The sequence below is a fragment of the Sulfitobacter sp. L-8 genome, assembly GCF_056859255.1.
The window spans coordinates 1-17,127 of record NZ_JBSXOD010000022.1; the positions used below are offsets into that span (position 1 = coordinate 1).

Consider the following 17,127-nt stretch of genomic DNA (forward strand, 5'->3'; position numbering starts at 1 on the left):
AAAAACCCGATGGATCGGGCAGTTAGGTGATGGTAGTCTCTGACATGTGGCATATCCTTTTCTCACCAGAGAATTGACGGCGTCTGAACACCGCCATGATATGCCGCACCTCAGGCCATCACCAACTTTCGCGCGTTTCTCATCCACGTGTAGAGCGACTTCGTGCTGATCCCGAGCCGTTCAGCCACCTCCTTGACCGAATACCCGCGCTCCGTGACCTGCGCCACCGCGTCGATCTTGAACTCATCTGAGTAGCGAACTTGTCCTGACATTTGCGTCTTCCTTTGCTTCCAAAATTACCAAGCAAAGCGTCTACAAATCTAGGGGCACCTCACAGTGTAGGATGCGTTCTTGCTTTAGGTTGTTGATTAAAATTTCATCTAGTGTAGTAAACCTCATCAACCGAGCACGATTTTCATCACTCTCCATCAGTTTTAAAAGTTCCGCCCAATTATCATTTACATTACAATTGGGACCAACATTGATGCGTGTGTTGGCTATGGACACGGGTTTCCCTGTCAATGTCAGTATATCGTTTTCCAAGTTTGAGAGAGTTTTGGTCGTATAGACCCTATCCAGATCATGGCAGCTGTTGGTCGCCCTTTGTATAATTTCAGCGGCGCTTAACGTATCGAGATCTATGAAGCTTCTTACTTTTCGAGAGGCAAAGTATTTGCAATAGAAGTTATCATAATGATCTCGTATGAATCGCTGCCACGCTTTCCCCCCACCAAAAAAATACTCTGGCGCTGTCTTGTTCCTAATCTCTTTCAACCCTGCGTTGAAGTCTAAAGACAGTTCTTCACTGTTCAATAAGCTGGATCTGTGAAGTAGATAAAAATAGAATGACGCAATTCTATCCTTCGGGTCACGCAACACGGTAAAGACAAAGCTATCACTATCAGCGGTATCAAGGGTTTCCCAATCTAAATGGCCTGAATAAAATCTGTACCCTTCCGGGAATTGTCCGTCTGCACCAGCTTGTGTGTGCACACGTACTGGTGATGTATGTTCCGGCCCAAATATACGAAGCAATTCTGAGTGAACTGTCTGACCTGCTGTTTTGGGAATATGAAGGAAAACAATTTTTTTGATCATGGCACACCCTCGCGAAGGTCTACAGTTTGAGGCATATAGGCTGGCGTTGAGCCTGTCATTTTATGCACTCCTTTGCAGAACGCTTCGGGATCAGAAGGGTCGAGGTGGTCCATTTGCCACGGTGCGAATTGCCACCATTGTGCCTGGAGCATTGGACCAATCAGGCCAGGGGGTAGGCGCATTTTTTTTATTGTCGCAGGGTTCCCAGCTACAACTGCATAGGCTGGTACATCACGGGTAACTACAGCATGAGCCCCGATGATTGCGCCATCTCCGATCGTGGTTCCGGCAGCGATATAGGCACCGTGCCCGATCCATACATCATTACCGATGGTGGTGATTTTTGCGACGGTGGCAGGGGTATTCGATTTGAAACTGTAGTTATGGAATTGGTCTGAACCAGGGAAGGTGTCACCGAGGTCATATATCTGATCGCCAAGATAAAATGCAGGGCTGGTTGAAGCCCAGTGAGTGGGATGGTTCTGGCGGCCAATCTGAGTACCCTCGCCGAATGAACAATACCTCCCGATACGAGCTGCAAAGCAATAACCGGACACTTGATAAGAGAATGCCCCAAGCTCTATCGAGTGTTCGTATTGCGTCCATTTCAAGCTGCCGGGTGCCTCGAGCACCGTATGCAGAGGTAAATTTACGTTCGGTGTGCCACGGCTGAGCACTTCTATGCCCGCACGACGCAACACTTTAAGCGGAACAGATAACTTTGTCATCATGCCGCTCGTTTTGATTGATTGAGATACCGTACCAAATGTCGCCTGAGTGCCTCTTGAGGTGCTTCACCTTCCCCGTATCGAACTGGAATGCCGTTTTGTGCGTCCTCAACGGCATCGCCTTGCGCACCCAGATGAAACGCGTGGACAGGTAAGCCTGTCGAGAGCGCTTCGTGCGTAGTGAATGAAAATGTTTCGGGCCATATGGAGGGTATGAGCCAATCGGTGATACCGTACCGAGAGGCGATCTGCGGAAGATCGGATATTTTGTATGAGCCGTGAACCGTTATACCTGTCGGCAATCGAAAGCTCGGGTCAAAGTTGCCAATGATCACCAGCCGGACATTTACGAGTGCCATTGGTCGCGCAATGTAAGCGATGACACCTGCTCCTTTTTGAGCACCTATGTCGCCTAGGATCCCGATAACCCGTTTTGCCTCTGGGTTTGGAACTGGTAACCGTGGAACAGGGTGCAACATTGTGTGCGGATTAATGAAAATTTTATCCGCTTCCTCCGGATAAGCGGCAGCGACGATTTTTGCGCTGTTTCTCGAAAAAACGGTCAGGGTTTTTGCGGCTGAGACGAGAAGGTGCCATTGGGTCTGCCATACCTCTAACGTGACCTTTTCCCCGTTTTGGTCTTTGGCCGAGAAATGCTCATGATCAGCGTCGCCTGGCCGTGGAAGGCCGCGATAGATGCCGTTGCCATCAAGTAGGGTATACGACGGAGAAAGTACAAAATAGTCATGGAAAAGTACTTCGATCGGATGCCTTCTATGTTCACTCAAGCTGAGCAGGGCATCAGGCAATGTCACGGGAGCATTATCGCCCACACCGCAGGAGTATATGATTTGGCGCTGCTTTATCGGTACAAGCATATGGCAGATATATTCGAAGCTATTATTCAGGCCGGAAATCGTGCCATGTGGAGTAACAAGTTCCAACCTCCACCGCATCGGGCCGCCGACGCGGAGCACAACCGCTGACTGTCCTATTGAAAGATGCTTTCGGGATATCCGATCTTGGAGATACGCCTCGGCACCGCCACCCATACTGTGCGCAAGATATATTGAAACCGTGTAGGTATCCTGAGACCCGACCCATGCAAGTGCCAGCGCCAGTCGAGTGGATTGAAGCGGATCAGAACGGATAAAGTTTTGTACATCCGTGTCATATTTGGGATATCTCTTGGTTATTAGTTCATTATTTGTTGCTATCAGGCGGCGTTTTTCGTCCGTACCAAAGCTTTGCCCACCGCGGTGTTCTACGAATAGATTAGGGGCACAAACATGTTTGCCGCCCAATCGCCGTGCACGTTGACACCAGTCTACTTCTTCGCCGTACCCTCTACCAAACTTTGGGTCCAGGAACGGTAATTGGCGCAGGTAAATAAGGTTAATCGCCATACAAAACCCAACGCCGGTCGGCGCTGACACGCGTTCTGCTTTTGGATTTAGCCGGGCCGCCGTTGCGTCAATTATATCACCTTGTCCGGGCGTCAGAGTCTGTGGATGGCAGATAATGGGAAGGGTATAAATCTCGGCATCGTTAGACATTGGCGTAACCGTAGCAACGCTGTTGTCATCAAGCATAGGTCTTACAAGACGGGTTGCCCAGTTTGGCGGAAGCAGAGTATCTGAGTTCAAAAGCACTACCGGATCGTGGAATAACAAAGCCTTTTCAATTCCTTTGTTAACGCTGGCAATAAAACCGACATTTTCGGCGTTTTCGACTAAAAGGACCTGATCTGGGTGAAGCTTTTGCCACTCTCTCAGCATGGGGCGAATACGATCATCTGTCGAACAATCCTCAATCAGGATCATCCGCCACGTAAGATCGGTGTTGTTTGCGATGCGCGACAAGGCGTTTTGCAGAACCTCGAAAGCGTTAAATACTGGCATGATAAGCGTCACACAGGCTTTTGGGTCAGATGTGCTGACTGGCGCTCTGAAAAGGTCGGGATCAAGTTCGCGCGCAACAGGTATCGCGGTCAGTTTCAATCCACGCTTGATACGAGATCGATAGATCGGATTTCTGGTTATCAGCCACGCGCAACAGGCTGGAAACTGTCGGAAAATCCCGAGGAGAAAACCCCCGACAAGAAGCAGTCGTATTAGGTATACATGTTGCAGGAATAGGGGCACTGCAACTGTTGCGCCTCTTCCCTGAGGGTTGTGGATCTCGACGCCGAAACGCGCGATTTCTAGTAATCCGACAGGGCCAAGCGGCAACATCAAATCGAATCCCAGACTTGGGTCCAGTCCGTATTTCGTGGCGACATCGTCACGCCGCAGCGTTGGTTTTGTGCTCGCTTTGACCCCGTTCATGTGTAGTACGACATGTTCGGCTACCGCCCACCCAGCAAGGCGGATCTGGCCGTCAGCGATATGGAAAACATCGACCGTACCGATCAACTGGCCCCGTTCCGTATAAATCGGTTGAGGCCTGCCACGCGCGACAAGATGAGCAGCAGCGTAACGAGAAAAAAGAGCGGCGAGCTGTTTATACAAAATCAGTCTTTTCGATTCTAAGGTGTTGAATGTGAGTGAAACATCAGCACGCTGAGCGTTAAGGGGAGGTTAAGTTGAGGGTATCTATACCGACGTGGCAGAAAATCCGGGTGGGCCGATGTCCGATACAGGATTGAATTCCGTTACCATTTCCGATCACGGTTGTAATAATCAGGTAGATATTGCCGCATCCGTAAGGTTGGCTGACGGCGTAAGGATTGACCTGTTTGGCAACCACAATCACCTGTGCATTGGGGAAAATACCATTGTGCACGGTGGTTTGCTGGAGATGCGTAATCACGATAGTTCGATAAAAATCGGAGGGAACTGCGCGCTGATCGGGATGTTCAGATGCCGTGCGAGTAACACACATATCAGCATTGGTGATCAGACGACCTCTATGATGGCGCACATCACGTTACATGAACGCGGGTCCATAATTATCGGCCAGGATTGTATGCTATCGGGGGATATAGCGATGGATGTAAGTGATATGCATTCAATTTTAGACAACGACAGCGGCAAACGGCTGAATCCTCCGCAAGACATAAAGATCGGGGATCATGTCTGGTTGGCGCAAGGAGTACGCGTCATGAAAGGTGCCAGTATCGGTCATGATACGGTGATAGGTACCCGGGCGCTTGTACTTGGTGAAATACCTCCGCATTCATTGGCGGTTGGTACGCCTGCACGCGTTATCAACAACAATATTAGCTGGGACCGTAAACGTTTGCCGATAGCTGCTCGGAAGGAGGACGAAGCGGAGCAGAAAGACAGCTTTAGCGCCGGGTGATTCCGATAAACTGCCCTTTCAACCACCGTTGAACACGTACCTGTGTCACCCGCGTTGCCCAGACGAGGATTATTTGAGTTAACGCAGGCACCGATAGGCGGGATATAGCCGGTGAAGTTCGCGCTAACCCCCTATATTTGTGTCTTTTTAATTTGGGAGCGCAAAAGGGGGAAGGTTTCGATTTTGACGCCACAAGAGGCGCTTGCAACAGACCGTTGTTCCTCTATTGAGGGGCGTAATCAAAAATAAGCAGGCAAATGTCCGATCCTAACACCCTAGTTCACCGACAGCCCGATTCTCGCGTAGCGCGCGAATGGGTCAAGATTCTCTCAAAGTACCGAGAGCCCAACCCGCTGCGCAGCTCTTTCGAGCTTGTCGTGACAGTTGGCCCTTTTGTCATCCTTTGGGTTTTGGCGTGGTGGTCATTGTCCGTTAGCTATTGGCTGACATTGTCCTTATCCATCTGCAATGCCGGCTTTTTGTTAAGGCTGTTTGCCATACAGCATGATTGTGGTCATGGTGCTTTCTTCAATAGCCGTACCGCCAGCGACTGGCTTGGGCGCGTACTGGGGGTGCTGACGCTGACGCCTTACGATGTGTGGCGGCGTACTCACTCGATTCACCATAGTTCCGCTGGTAACCTTGGTCGAAGAGGTATTGGCGACATTCATACCCTCACAGTTAACGAGTATCGCGATTTGACCCCGTTTAACCGTTTGATATATCGGCTGTATCGGCACCCGATAACGCTATTTTGTTTGGGTCCCGGCTATTTGTTCTTCCTGCAAAACCGTCTGCCGCTTGGTCTGACAGGCAAGGCACGCTATTGGGTAAGCGCGATGCTTACGAACGCTGCCATCGTTGCCGCGTTAGCGATTATTTCTTACTTCGGCGGTCTCATGCCGATCTTGCTGATTTTTCTACCGTCCACTCTGCTTGCGGCGACCGCGGGGGTTTGGCTGTTCTATGTACAACACCAATTTGAAACTACCCATTGGGAATCCGAAGAAGACTGGCAGTTGCACGACGCGGCGTTGCATGGCAGCTCGCATTACGTGCTCCCGTTGTGGCTGCAGTGGTTAAGCGCAAACATCGGTATTCATCACGTGCACCATGTCCACAGCCGCATCCCGTTTTACCGCCTACCCGAAGTATTACGCGACCATGCCGAACTAGCGGACGGTAATCGCATGACGATTCGGGAAAGTCTGCGCAATGCAAGGCTGCATCTGTGGGATGAAAAAACCAAGCGGTTGCTGTCTTTTTCACAAGCCAAAGCACGTCAGTACAATGCTTGACCAGTCTTCGGAACCGGTTGGCGAGCTGCGCTGAATTCAGCGTTTCGCCAGTTGATCTGGGGCAATGCAAACACCCAGCGAGCAACCAGGCGCTGTTTGCGGATGCTGAATCCCTTTTCTAGATCCAGCGCACCAGCTTGAGGACAACGAACATCAACACGGCGAGCCCCAGCATCCCCAGCGACAGGACGGTAAATGCCCACGGGTGATCTGTTCCGGGCATTCCGCCGACGTTCACGCCAAACAAACCTGTGATGAAGCTGAGCGGTAGGAATATCGCTGCCGCTACCGAAAGCACATAGCCGTGGCGGGCCTGACGTTGTGCCACATTGGCGTCGTGCTCGTCCTGTACTGACACCAGCCGGTCGCGCAGTTCGTCCAATTCTTCCACTGCGATCAATGCGCTATTTGCCTGCTCTCTGAGTTCAAGCTGGCTGGCCTCGGGAATGAGAGGTATGTTCAGCGCCGCAAGCTTGCTGAGCGCCATGCGCTGTGGGTCTAGATAGCGCCGCAACCGGATCACACTCCGCCGGATCTCGGGAAGTTCACGAGGCATCGGGGTCTGTTTGTCTTCTAGGTCTTCTTCAAAAAATTCGGCCTGTTCATCCAGGCTTTCAACATGCTGTTGGACGCGCAGGGTAAGGCGAATGATAAGTTCTTCCAGAAATTCAGCCGGGCTAGGAGGGGCGTTTTGTGCAGCGGCCATTTGTCGTATCGCGTCAATGGCAAATACTTTCTTGCGGCGCACAGTGATCAATAGGTCATTTTCCACGTACATCCGAACCGACACCATCTCGTCGGCTGCCTGACCTGCGTTCATGTTGATGCCGCGCAGGTTGAGGATCAATCCACTTTCAAATGGATCGCACCGTGGGCGCGTCTGCTTCTGAATCAGGGATCCGGCGGGAATTTCATGCAGGTTTTTCTGTACCCACGGTTCCAGCATCGGATCTGTTAAATCGAAGTGCCACCAGCGATATGCGCCGGGCCCGGTAAGCTGCGTGTCCGTGGGGACCTTGGTCGTTCCATCAGAGAAAATATCAAAAACGCAAAGCGGCATAAACTGACCCTGAAATCGAACCCATCAATCAAAGTATTTTGACAGACGCGACAGGATGCGCAAGCCAGGCATGCGACTGGGGCGATCTTTCAGAGCCTGACGGAAATGGGCCCCGTCAGGGAAAGCCCTTGTGCGCGGCCTGCTGCGGCGATCACAAGTTTGCGGCTAAGCGCGTTCCTTGATTGATGGCGCGTTTGGCATCAAGTTCAGCCGCCACATCCGCCCCCCCAATGACATGACATTTGATCCCCTTTCCCTCGAGAGTATCTGCAAGCGTCCGGTCGGAAAGCTGACCCGCGCATAGCACAATCGTGTCCGCCGCGATCAGTTGAGGGTTATCGCGCGAGGGGCCAAAGCTGATATGCAGCCCGTCTGCATCGATTTTTTCGTAGTTCACGCCACCGATCATTTCGACGTTCTTCATGGTAAGGGACGCGCGATGTATCCAGCCGGTAGTTTTCCCCAGTCCTTTGCCCAGCTTAGTGGTCTTACGCTGCAACATTGTCACCTTTCGCGCCGGAGCATGTGGCCGCGGACCTTCAGGGGCAAGGCCACTGCGGTGGCTTTCGGGGTCGGTGACGCCCCATTCCTTCATCCATTCAGGCAGATTTGTCGTGGTGCTGTTGCCGTCGTGGACTAGATGTTCAGATACATCAAAGCCAATGCCGCCCGCACCAATCACAGCAACCTTTGTGCCAGCGGTGATTTTACCGTTCAAGATATCAATATAGCTAACCACATTGTCCCGATCCTGACCGGGGATTTGCGGGTCACGCGGTACGACGCCTGTTGCTATGATCACTTCGTCGAATTGCTCAAGGTCCGTCGCTGATACTTCAGTATTCAGCTTCACAGACACACCGTGCAGGTCGACCATGGCCCTGTACCAGTCGACCAACCCCCAGAACTCCTCTTTTCCAGCGACTTGTTTAGCTAGGTTCAACTGACCGCCGATCTCGGCAGCGCGATCGAAGAGAGTAACCTGATGCCCGCGTTCGGCCGCAGTGATGGCGGCTGATAGCCCGGCCGGTCCAGCTCCGACCACTGCAATAGTCTTAGGGGTATTGGCCGGTTCAATCCTAAGTTCTGTTTCATAACACGCGCGCGGGTTCACCAGGCAGGTCGATATCTTACCGCCGAAAGTATGATCAAGACATGCTTGGTTACAAGCGATGCAGGGCGCGATATGGTCTGCCTTGCCCGCTGCGGATTTGTTGACAAAGTCCGGGTCGGCAAGCATGGGACGCGCCATCGAAACCATATCGGCACATCCATCTGCCAAAACGTCTTCGGCGACCCGAGGGGTATTGATGCGGTTTGAGGTAATCACCGGTATGCTCACCTCACCCATCAGTTTTTTCGTCACCCAAGCGAACGCCGCGCGTGGAACCGACGTGGCGATGGTGGGAATGCGCGCCTCGTGCCAACCAATCCCGGTGTTGATGATCGTGGCCCCGGCTTTTTCGACAGCTTTTGCCAGTTGTACGACTTCCTCAAAAGTGGATCCGTTGGGAACGAGATCGATCATCGAAAGACGGTAGATAATGATGAATTCATGACCGACAGCTTCACGAACACGACGCACAACCTCAACCGGCAGTCTCATCCGGTTTTCATAAGTACCGCCCCATTCATCGGTTCTTTTGTTGGTATGGGTCACAAGAAACTGGTTGAGGAAATAGCCTTCCGACCCCATGATTTCGACGCCGTCATAGCCAGCCTGTTTCGCCAGGGAAGCACAGGCGACGATATCAGAGATTTGTTTTTCGATACCTTCGGCATCCAACTCTTTCGGCGCGAACATCGAAATGGGTGATTTGATCCCCGAAGGTGCCACGCAATCCGGGCTGAACGCATAGCGACCCGCATGCAAAATTTGCATTGCAATCTTACCACCCGCTTCGTGCACCCGGTCGGTCACGATGCTGTGGTTATCAACGTCTTTTTGCGATGTCATCATCGCGGCCCCATGCGCCACACTGCCTTCGGGGTTTGGCCCGATGCCCCCTGTCACCATCAACGCAACATTGCCTCGGGCGCGGGCGGCGTAGAATTCTGCAACACGGTTCCAGTCTTGGGTTTCTTCCAGTCCCGTGTGCATCGACCCCATCAGAACCCGGTTTTTCAGCTTCGTGAACCCCAGATCCAATGGGGCAAGCAGGTGCGGGTAGTCTGACATTTGGCGAACCTTTCCAAAGATGGATGTGTTGTATTTGCTTTGCATCGCAGTTCACCCCAACAGCGGGCTCCTGTCACCTACAACGCTGCGTAAGCCAATATACACTGACGCGCCTTTCGTGTTAATCGAACGGCAGTTGGGTAAGATCAAAAAAGGTGTGTGCCATGACTCCAGAAGAAATAGCAGCGCTGCCATATCGACCTTGTGTCGGGGTTATGTTGGTAAATGCCGATGGGCATGTTTTTGTCGGTCAGCGCAAAGACCGCGATCAAGACGCATGGCAGATGCCGCAAGGTGGCATCGAAAAAGACGAACATGCCGAAATCGCCGCACTCCGTGAGTTGGAGGAAGAAACCGGCGTGATGGCGAATTCCGTTTCAGTCGTTGCCCAGACGGATGGTTGGTTGCCATACGAACTGCCTCACGATCTGGTGCCGAAAATATGGAAAGGCCGTTTTCGCGGCCAACAGCAAAAGTGGTTTTTGTTGCGGTTTCACGGGCGCGACGACGACATCAACCTCGACACCGAGCACCCTGAATTTTCGGCGTGGCGCTGGTTGCCTGTGGACGACCTGGTCGACAATATCGTGCCGTTCAAGAGGGATGTTTACGAAGCGGTCGTCGCCGCGTTTCGCCCGCATCTACATCCGGAATAACCGTCCAGCTCAGGAAATTATAGGAACGTGGGGACCAGCCTCGCTCCCTAATAATCCGATTAATCGTGGGTCGTCGTCTATTTCGATCTGGCGCTTGTACGGGGTAAAGCCGCTGCGAATGTAAAAGGACATCGCCTGTGGGCTGTCCATTGTGCAGGTATGCAAGCGAAACCGGGATATTGGTCTGGCCCAAGCGGTGCGTATCGCGTGGTTCATCAGATAGCGACCGGCCCCTGTCCCAATCAGCTTGGGCGTGAGGCCGAAATAGGCCAGCTCGCACTCCTGGTCATCCCCAAACTTCAGTTCCAACAAGGCTTCGTCGTGACCGTCTTTGGACAACGTATAGAACACGGTGTCTTGCGCTGACAGAATAGCCTGCAATTCGGCATCCGATTTTTTCAAACGCCCGTACCATAACCATTCGCGCGACCCCACGCGGTTAAAGATGTCTCGGTACCAATTCAGCGTGGGTTCGACTTTGCGCAGCGTAACGCCATCGGGCGTGGGCACATCACGCAGCGGCATTGGGCTGCACATCTCAAGATGCGTAACAACGACTGCCAGTTTGCCCTGCGGCACATCGTGAAACCCGTCCTCCAACATGATTCAGACCAATCCTTGCTGTTTGAACACTTCCATCATGCTGGTTTCGGGGCGGGGGCCTATGTGGCCAATCACTTCGGCTGCACAAATATTGCCCATCCTGCCGCACGTTTCCAGATCGCAGTCGTTCGCCATGCCGTAAAGGAAACCCGCCGCGAATTGATCACCCGCACCGGTGGCATCCACAGGTGTGACTTTGGTCACGGGAACGTCAACGCGTTCGCCGTCACGGATCAGCGTCACCCCATCACCGGAGCGTGTGCAAACCACGGTTCCACACATCGCAGCCGTGCGCGCAAGAGCGTCCTCCAGATCCTCGGTCTCGAACAGCGACAAAATCTCGGCCTGATTGCCTATCACAAAGTCCAGTTCATCGCGGATCATCCGAATGAAGTCACTGCGGTGGCGGTTCACACAGAACGGGTCCGAGATAGCGATGCCGGCCTTGCCGCCAGCCGCGCGGGTCAGCCGTGACGCTTCAAGAAAAGCCTGCTTGCCTTGATCCTTGTCAAACAGATAGCCTTCGAGAAACATGATCTTGGCGGCGGTCGCGACATCATCGGGCACGTCATCCGGTCCCAAATCGGTCGAGATTCCCAGATACGTGTTCATTGAGCGTTCCCCGTCAGGAGAAACAAAAATCATCGAACGTGAAGTGGGCAGATCGCCGCCTTTTACGGGTTCGTTCACAAAATCTGTGCCGCCATCAACCATGGATTTGGCGTAGAACCGTCCCAAAGCATCATCATGTACCCGCCCGATAAACGCAGTCGGCAAGCCCAAAGCGCCAATGCCCGCAATTGTATTGGCAACCGCGCCGCCGGGCGTTTGCATGCGGTCCTTCATCGCGCCATAAAGCACTTCGCCGCGTTCCCGTTCGATCAGCTGCATAATGCCTTTTTCGATCCCCATGAGGTCAAGGAAGCTGTCATCAGCGTGCGAGATCACATCGACGACAGCGTTGCCGATGCCGACCACTTCATATTGAGTCATAGGTTTTTATCCTCATAGGGGCACAGATCGCGGATAATACAAGTTTTGCATAACGGCTTGCGTGCTTTGCAATGATAGCGCCCATGCAGGATCATCCAGTGATGGGCATGCTGTTGAAAGTCGACGGGAATATTGTCTTCGATGGCGCGTTCCACGGCATCCACGGTTTTGCCGGGCGCGATACGCGTGCGATTGCCGACGCGAAAGATATGTGTGTCCACGGCCTGCGCGGGATAATTCCACCACATATTAAGAACCACATTCGCAGTCTTGCGCCCAACACCGGGCAGCGATTGCAAGGCCGTGCGGCTGTTGGGGACAATTCCTTGGTATTCATCCACCAGAATCTGACTGAGTTTGATGACGTTCTTGGCTTTTTGCCGAAACAGCCCGATGGTCTTTATATGCTCCATCAATCCATCAAGCCCAAGGTCAAGCATCTGCTGCGGAGTTTCCACGATCTGGAACAACGATTTCGTTGCCTTGTTCACCCCGGCATCCGTCGCCTGTGCGCTTAGCGCGACAGCCACGAGCAACGTGTATACATTGGTATGATCCAGCTCGCCCAACGGATGGGCTTCCACGTCTTGAAACCGGGTAAAGATTTCGCGGATCGTATGATAATCAAGGGTATTTGCCATATAGCAACATATGGTGAGTTTCTGACGGCGGGGCAAGTCGTGCGGGTCGCTTTATGGCCCGGGCCGCGCGTGCTGCGTCACTATACCTTAGGCGCAAGTTTCGGGTCGCTTGCCCGATTGTGAACCAGTACCCTATTGCCATGACACATGCATCAGACCTCTCCGAATTCGACCGCGACAACGCTTACCATTATGGCGTGATGCGCCGCGGCATTGAGTTGATCGATTCTTCCGCGGATCCGCTGGCACTGGATCATATCGCCAGCGAAATGGGGATGAGTGCGGCGCATTTTCAACGGCTGTTCTCGCGCTGGGTAGGCGTTTCGCCGAAAAGGTATCAGCAATATCTGATGATGGATCATGCTCGAATCCTGCTGACCGAACGCTTCACCACATTGGGTACGGCGCACGAATTGGGCTTGTCCGGGTCTGGCCGCTTGCATGATCTTTTCCTGCGTTGGGAAGCCATGAGTCCCGGTGATTTCGCCCGCAAAGGCGCAGGGTTGAAAATCGCGTGGGGGTGGTTCGACAGCCCATTCGGGCCGGCGCTGGTAATGGGAACCGATCGCGGTATTTGCGGCTTGGCGTTTTCCGCCGAAATGGGAGAGGACGAAGCAATGGCGGATTTGCGGTGTCGTTGGCCGGGTGCGCAGTTCTTCGAAAACCCTGATATGTTGCATGACTGGGTAAAGATCGCCTTCGGTGCACAACATCGTCCGGGCGAGACCGCACCGCTATACTTGATCGGAGCCCCTTTTCAGATCAAGGTTTGGGAAGCACTGCTCAGGATTCCTTCGGGATACGTCACGACCTATTCGGAAATCGCCCAGATGGTCGGCTCTCCCAAAGCTGTGCGTGCGGTGGGGACGGCGGTTGGGCGCAATCCCGTCAGTTGGCTGATCCCCTGCCATCGCGCTTTGCGCAAGTCTGGCGGACTGGGGGGCTATCATTGGGGAATACCGGTCAAACGGGCACTGCTTGCTTACGAATCGGCGCGGGCCGACGTGTTGGAATGCTAACGATTGTAAGCGGGTTGCCGCCGACAGATGTCATAAATCATATTCAACCGGAACCATTGCTGATGTATGGCGTTGAACGGTGATTGCCTCGCCCGAACGGGGCTCAAACCTAAAGGCAGAAATGAATATGATAGTTTCGAAAATGACTCTCGCTGCGGCTCTTACTGGCGTTCTGGCGCTAAGTGCGTGCGAACCTGGCCCAATCGGCGGCAATCCCAACGACCCTAACGCAAAAACTCGCAACGGCGCGCTGATCGGTGCAGGCGCTGGTGCTGTGATCGGCGCGTTGTCCAAGGGTGACGGCAATCGTGCAGACGGTGCCTTGGTTGGTGCCCTGGCGGGCGGCGCAATTGGTGCAGGTGTCGGGTATTCCTTGGATAAGCAAGAGGCAGACCTACGTCGCCAGCTTAATTCAAACGTAATTATCACCAACACCGGTGACCGTCTGATTGTGACGTTGCCTCAAGACATCCTGTTCGCCACAGACAGCACCAACGTCCAGGCCGGTATGCAAAGCGACCTTGCAGCACTTGCTCGTAACGTTAACGTCTATAGCCAATCCACGTTACAGATCATCGGTCACACCGATAGCGACGGTGACGCCGCTTATAACCAGCAGCTATCAGAAGGCCGCGCACGCGCCGTCGCGAACGTGTTGATCGCGAATGGGGTGCCAAACGGTCGTATCCAAACGGTCGGACGTGGTGAAAGCCAGCCCGTTGCCAGCAACCTCAACGCCGCTGGCAAGGCCCAGAACCGCCGCGTAGAGATCGTGATTTTGCCAAACGCGTGATCCCGAGCCATCAAGCCAAAAAGGCTCCGGCTGCCGCTGACGCATTCCGTGCCGTGGGACACAGTTTTTAGGAACTGGCTTCAATGAGTATGGCCGCGATGAGAACCATCGCGGCCATTTCTTGTGGTTAAAGATGCGCTTCTTACAAGATGATGGGCGCTTGCAGGCTCAGGTTCGGCCCGCCGTCTTCTCCTCATCGGACGACAAGTCGGTCCGAATGCCCAGAATCTCGGGAATCGGCACGACTTCCATCTTCTCGACGCCAGCATCCGATTGGTCTGTTGGTCGGTTTACTGTCTGGACCGCAGGCGTTTTCCACGACCGGTCCAGCTTGGTGCCCACTTTTGTTCCGGCATAGAGCCAAGGCCGATAGAGCACGCGGTAGAGATCAGGCACATCTTCGCCTCCGCCCTTCCGGAGCTTGCGGGCATCCAGGCCGTGGCGCATTGCTGGAGTGCGCTTCTGCGGCGAGCGCCGGGCGCGGGGCGGAAGCTGGACAAACTCGTCTGTCCCCGGGGTGCGGAGGGCGCGTGGCATCAGCTTTCCTGCCTTAGCGAAGTCGTCGATTTCTTCGTATGGTGGCGTATAGACCCTCGGCTCAAAGAAGTTGTAGTTGATCCGAAAGATGTTGATGATCGAGATCAGCATCGCAGGGTTAAAGATTGCTCCCTGAACATACGATCCTCCGATCCGGGCACCGCCGCTGCCAGCTCTGTCCGCCAGGCTGAGGCGCTCTCGGAGCGAGTTCATGAAAGTGCTTGCCGGTTGCAGGGTCGCTTTGTAGATCCACGGTGCCAGTTCCTGGCGGACATCAGCATCGAGAGGGCCATCGAACGGGATGTTCTTCATCTCATTGCGCAGATACCGCGGCAGGATCGGAAATCCGACAACCTTGTCCAGCTCTCCGCTCGCTTGCGTCGGAGAAGACACCCAGAGTTTCGGAAATACGGGGGTCTGGTAGTTCGATCCGGGATACGGACGGGCGCCGCGCAGCGCAGGCTCCATATGGTCCGCGATATAGGCTTCCGTGACGGTGCGGGCATCCGTTTCCGGAGAGAAGCGACCGGCATACATACCGTCGTTGTGAAACTGACGGCGGGATTTCTTGTATGCCTTCACCTTTCCCAGCTTTTCCGGTTTGGTCGTCTTCTTCTTGAACTTCATCGCCAGCCAAACGAAGCGGTCTGCCTGGATCTCCTCTTCGAATACATGTGGAATGATATTGGGTAGGGTGGCCTCCTGTTCAGTTGTCAGAACAATCCGTCCCTTCGGCAGCATCTCCTTGAGAAGAACGAAGTGTGCGGCCTTGGTGTAGAAGTCGTCCGTCGTCATTCCCTTGAAGGAGCCGCGTTCGGCCTCGGTGTCCGCAGGAAAGCCGAACCAGTCTTCGGCGATGACGCGAATATTTTCCTTCATTCCGTTCACGCGGGCGGTAATATCGTTTCTGGACTTGGCGTCGGCTTTCGATTTCTTCGGCATCCGGCGCCGCGCTCGCACGCGGAAGGTTTCCAGTTCATTGACGCAAGCTGCGAAGAACTGTGGTTCATGCAGGCGGCCGGTCGGCCGCTGCCAAGAGAACTTTGGCGCTGATCCGAACTTGCTGCCGGGGTAGTTCTGCGAAAGGTTTATCGGACTTCCTTGGCCGTCTGTGTAGGTCTCGTTGAAGAGATCGAGAGGTTTGACGCGTGGGTCGAAATCGACATCCATTCGATAGACATACCCGCTCTTCGCGTCCGCCGTGATGGCGCAGTTGAGTTGCGTGTTTCGCTGATCGGTCGCTGTTTCCCAGTTCACGGTCAGAACCATATCATCATGGCTGAGGCAGTGCTCGATCTGCTGACCGGTTCGTTCGACTTTTTCCCGCCAACGGCGTAACATCTCGCGCTCATAGGCCAGGAACACCCCCTCCAGCCAGGCAATGCGATCGTAAATCCGGGAGAAGCCGATCGTCTTGCCGGTCGCAGCCGTGCCCAGCATGCGCTGCATGTCGGTGATCCCTGCGCTGTTCAAAACCGCCCCGAGAATGCGCAGGTTGTCTGCGGTTGTCTTTTGCCCTGAGTGCGGCAGCGAGATTGAGAACCGAGCGCCCTTCTTGCCTTTGCAGCGTTTGTGAAGGACCCGGACGGCCTTCGGTGTGGCCTTCTTCTTCGTGGCGTTGCCCTTACGGTCGCGGGTCCGCTGATGTGCGCCATTCAGCGAAAACTCGTCCGGAGCCGCAAGAAAGCGCGTGCCACAGGCCCCGCAGGCGGGGCCGTCCAGGATGCCATTATGATTCCGAAGCCGCTCGACCTCCTCATCGAGATGCGCGGGCGATACGAGGGAGAAGGCGCTATTGCAGACCTTTCCCTCGCGGGTATGCCCCTGACAACGCACCGTGCGCTGGTCTGCCCATACATGAGGGGCGCGCTCATACTGGAACGCGCAACTCACCCGTCGATGCTTCTTGTCCGCACCCGAGAGCTTGTATGCGCCTGGACCGTGTTTGGCGACGACCTCCATCTGGTCCGCCGTGAGGTCAGGGCGTTTCTCTTCCCAGGTCTTCCGTCGCTCTGCTGCATCCGTAAGGGGCTGCCCAAAGTTGGAGCAGTCCGGATTGGCGCAAGTGTTGAGATGGTATCCGCCCGCGCCTGGGTAGAGCTGGGAGAGCTTAAAATTAAATGTTGCCAAACCTGCCATTCAGAACCTCGTCATTCGCGGTTCTGCCTTGAGTCGTTTTTCTGACCAAAGAACAGATTTTCCGCGGGGTTAGGAGTCTC

General features: G+C 54.0%; 14 protein-coding genes and 1 pseudogene. 5 read left to right on the plus strand and 10 right to left on the minus strand.

The window, feature by feature from the left end:
• Positions 1–137: 137 nt before the first annotated feature.
• From AC13DE_RS01385 to AC13DE_RS01400, 4 genes and pseudogenes are all read right to left on the minus strand, one after another.
• Positions 138–272, minus strand: a pseudogene (locus AC13DE_RS01385) (transposase); the annotation flags it as partial.
• A 40-nt stretch (positions 273–312) separates the two neighbouring features.
• Positions 313–1,098, minus strand: a complete 786-nt coding sequence (locus AC13DE_RS01390) for a sulfotransferase family 2 domain-containing protein (RefSeq protein WP_483046777.1) — start codon at positions 1,096–1,098, stop codon at positions 313–315.
• Positions 1,095–1,829 carry a CatB-related O-acetyltransferase gene (locus AC13DE_RS01395; RefSeq protein WP_446315691.1) on the minus strand — a complete coding sequence of 245 codons (735 nt, stop codon included), beginning with the start codon at positions 1,827–1,829 and terminating at the stop codon, positions 1,095–1,097. The genes AC13DE_RS01390 and AC13DE_RS01395 overlap by 4 nt, the downstream gene beginning before the upstream one ends.
• A complete protein-coding gene (locus AC13DE_RS01400; protein ID WP_483046778.1) occupies positions 1,826–4,336 on the minus strand; it encodes a glycosyltransferase in 2,511 nt (836 codons plus the stop codon). The genes AC13DE_RS01395 and AC13DE_RS01400 overlap by 4 nt, the downstream gene beginning before the upstream one ends.
• 118 nt (positions 4,337–4,454) lie before the next feature.
• Between AC13DE_RS01400 and AC13DE_RS01405 the strand changes: the two genes are divergently transcribed.
• Positions 4,455–5,129 (plus strand): acyltransferase, encoded by a 675-nt coding sequence (locus AC13DE_RS01405; RefSeq protein WP_483046779.1) that lies wholly within the window; start codon positions 4,455–4,457, stop codon positions 5,127–5,129.
• Between the two features lie 257 nt (positions 5,130–5,386).
• Positions 5,387–6,427: a fatty acid desaturase gene (locus AC13DE_RS01410; RefSeq protein ID WP_483046780.1), complete on the plus strand. Its 1,041-nt coding sequence runs from the start codon at positions 5,387–5,389 to the stop codon at positions 6,425–6,427.
• A 118-nt stretch (positions 6,428–6,545) separates the two neighbouring features.
• Here AC13DE_RS01410 and AC13DE_RS01415 read toward each other — a convergent pair whose 3' ends face one another.
• Complete coding sequence (locus AC13DE_RS01415) at positions 6,546–7,487, minus strand: zinc transporter ZntB (RefSeq protein WP_446296655.1); 942 nt, start codon at positions 7,485–7,487, stop codon at positions 6,546–6,548.
• 151 nt (positions 7,488–7,638) lie between these two features.
• Positions 7,639–9,666, minus strand: a complete 2,028-nt coding sequence (locus tag AC13DE_RS01420) for an FAD-dependent oxidoreductase (protein ID WP_483046781.1) — start codon at positions 9,664–9,666, stop codon at positions 7,639–7,641.
• 164 nt (positions 9,667–9,830) lie between these two features.
• Between AC13DE_RS01420 and AC13DE_RS01425 the strand changes: the two genes are divergently transcribed.
• Positions 9,831–10,322 carry an RNA pyrophosphohydrolase gene (locus AC13DE_RS01425; RefSeq protein ID WP_483046782.1) on the plus strand — a complete coding sequence of 164 codons (492 nt, stop codon included), beginning with the start codon at positions 9,831–9,833 and terminating at the stop codon, positions 10,320–10,322.
• A gap of 9 nt (positions 10,323–10,331) precedes the next feature.
• Here AC13DE_RS01425 and AC13DE_RS01430 read toward each other — a convergent pair whose 3' ends face one another.
• From AC13DE_RS01430 to nth, 3 genes are read right to left on the minus strand one after another with little or no spacing between them, the layout of a single operon-like run.
• The gene (locus AC13DE_RS01430) at positions 10,332–10,925 is read right to left on the minus strand and encodes a GNAT family N-acetyltransferase (protein ID WP_446312639.1); all 594 of its coding nucleotides are present in this window, start codon (positions 10,923–10,925) and stop codon (positions 10,332–10,334) included.
• A 3-nt stretch (positions 10,926–10,928) separates the two neighbouring features.
• Entirely contained in the window at positions 10,929–11,918 is a 990-nt protein-coding gene (locus AC13DE_RS01435) for an adenosine kinase (protein WP_483046783.1), read from the minus strand.
• Positions 11,915–12,559: an endonuclease III gene (gene nth, locus AC13DE_RS01440; protein WP_483046784.1), complete on the minus strand. Its 645-nt coding sequence runs from the start codon at positions 12,557–12,559 to the stop codon at positions 11,915–11,917. Before nth ends, AC13DE_RS01435 begins: the two co-directional genes overlap by 4 nt.
• Positions 12,560–12,699: 140 nt before the next feature.
• Here nth and AC13DE_RS01445 point away from each other — a divergent pair, with 140 nt between their 5' ends.
• Both AC13DE_RS01445 and AC13DE_RS01450 read left to right on the plus strand, forming a co-directional pair.
• Positions 12,700–13,578 (plus strand): methylated-DNA--[protein]-cysteine S-methyltransferase, encoded by an 879-nt coding sequence (locus AC13DE_RS01445; RefSeq protein WP_483046785.1) that lies wholly within the window; start codon positions 12,700–12,702, stop codon positions 13,576–13,578.
• Positions 13,579–13,705: 127 nt separating this feature from the next.
• Complete coding sequence (locus AC13DE_RS01450; protein WP_446296648.1) at positions 13,706–14,371, plus strand: YiaD family glycine zipper/OmpA-like lipoprotein; 666 nt, start codon at positions 13,706–13,708, stop codon at positions 14,369–14,371.
• Positions 14,372–14,539: 168 nt separating this feature from the next.
• Here the strand turns inward: AC13DE_RS01450 and AC13DE_RS01455 are convergent, their stop codons facing one another.
• Complete coding sequence (locus AC13DE_RS01455) at positions 14,540–17,047, minus strand: hypothetical protein (RefSeq protein ID WP_483046786.1); 2,508 nt, start codon at positions 17,045–17,047, stop codon at positions 14,540–14,542.
• Positions 17,048–17,127: the final 80 nt, after the last annotated feature.

What these genes read in the sequence shown, in the direction of transcription:
- AC13DE_RS01390 (WP_483046777.1), bottom strand. Translation starts at nt 1,098, where the DNA reads ATGATCAAAAAAATTGTTTTCCTTCATATTCCCAAAACAGCAGGTCAG.
- AC13DE_RS01395 (WP_446315691.1), bottom strand. Translation starts at nt 1,829, where the DNA reads ATGATGACAAAGTTATCTGTTCCGCTTAAAGTGTTGCGTCGTGCGGGC.
- AC13DE_RS01405 (WP_483046779.1), top strand. Translation starts at nt 4,455, where the DNA reads ATGTCCGATACAGGATTGAATTCCGTTACCATTTCCGATCACGGTTGT.
- AC13DE_RS01410 (WP_483046780.1), top strand. Translation starts at nt 5,387, where the DNA reads ATGTCCGATCCTAACACCCTAGTTCACCGACAGCCCGATTCTCGCGTA.
- AC13DE_RS01415 (WP_446296655.1), bottom strand. Translation starts at nt 7,487, where the DNA reads ATGCCGCTTTGCGTTTTTGATATTTTCTCTGATGGAACGACCAAGGTC.
- AC13DE_RS01420 (WP_483046781.1), bottom strand. Translation starts at nt 9,666, where the DNA reads ATGTCAGACTACCCGCACCTGCTTGCCCCATTGGATCTGGGGTTCACG.
- AC13DE_RS01425 (WP_483046782.1), top strand. Translation starts at nt 9,831, where the DNA reads ATGACTCCAGAAGAAATAGCAGCGCTGCCATATCGACCTTGTGTCGGG.
- AC13DE_RS01430 (WP_446312639.1), bottom strand. Translation starts at nt 10,925, where the DNA reads ATGTTGGAGGACGGGTTTCACGATGTGCCGCAGGGCAAACTGGCAGTC.
- AC13DE_RS01435 (WP_483046783.1), bottom strand. Translation starts at nt 11,918, where the DNA reads ATGACTCAATATGAAGTGGTCGGCATCGGCAACGCTGTCGTCGATGTG.
- nth (WP_483046784.1), bottom strand. Translation starts at nt 12,559, where the DNA reads ATGGCAAATACCCTTGATTATCATACGATCCGCGAAATCTTTACCCGG.
- AC13DE_RS01445 (WP_483046785.1), top strand. Translation starts at nt 12,700, where the DNA reads ATGACACATGCATCAGACCTCTCCGAATTCGACCGCGACAACGCTTAC.
- AC13DE_RS01450 (WP_446296648.1), top strand. Translation starts at nt 13,706, where the DNA reads ATGATAGTTTCGAAAATGACTCTCGCTGCGGCTCTTACTGGCGTTCTG.
- AC13DE_RS01455 (WP_483046786.1), bottom strand. Translation starts at nt 17,047, where the DNA reads ATGGCAGGTTTGGCAACATTTAATTTTAAGCTCTCCCAGCTCTACCCA.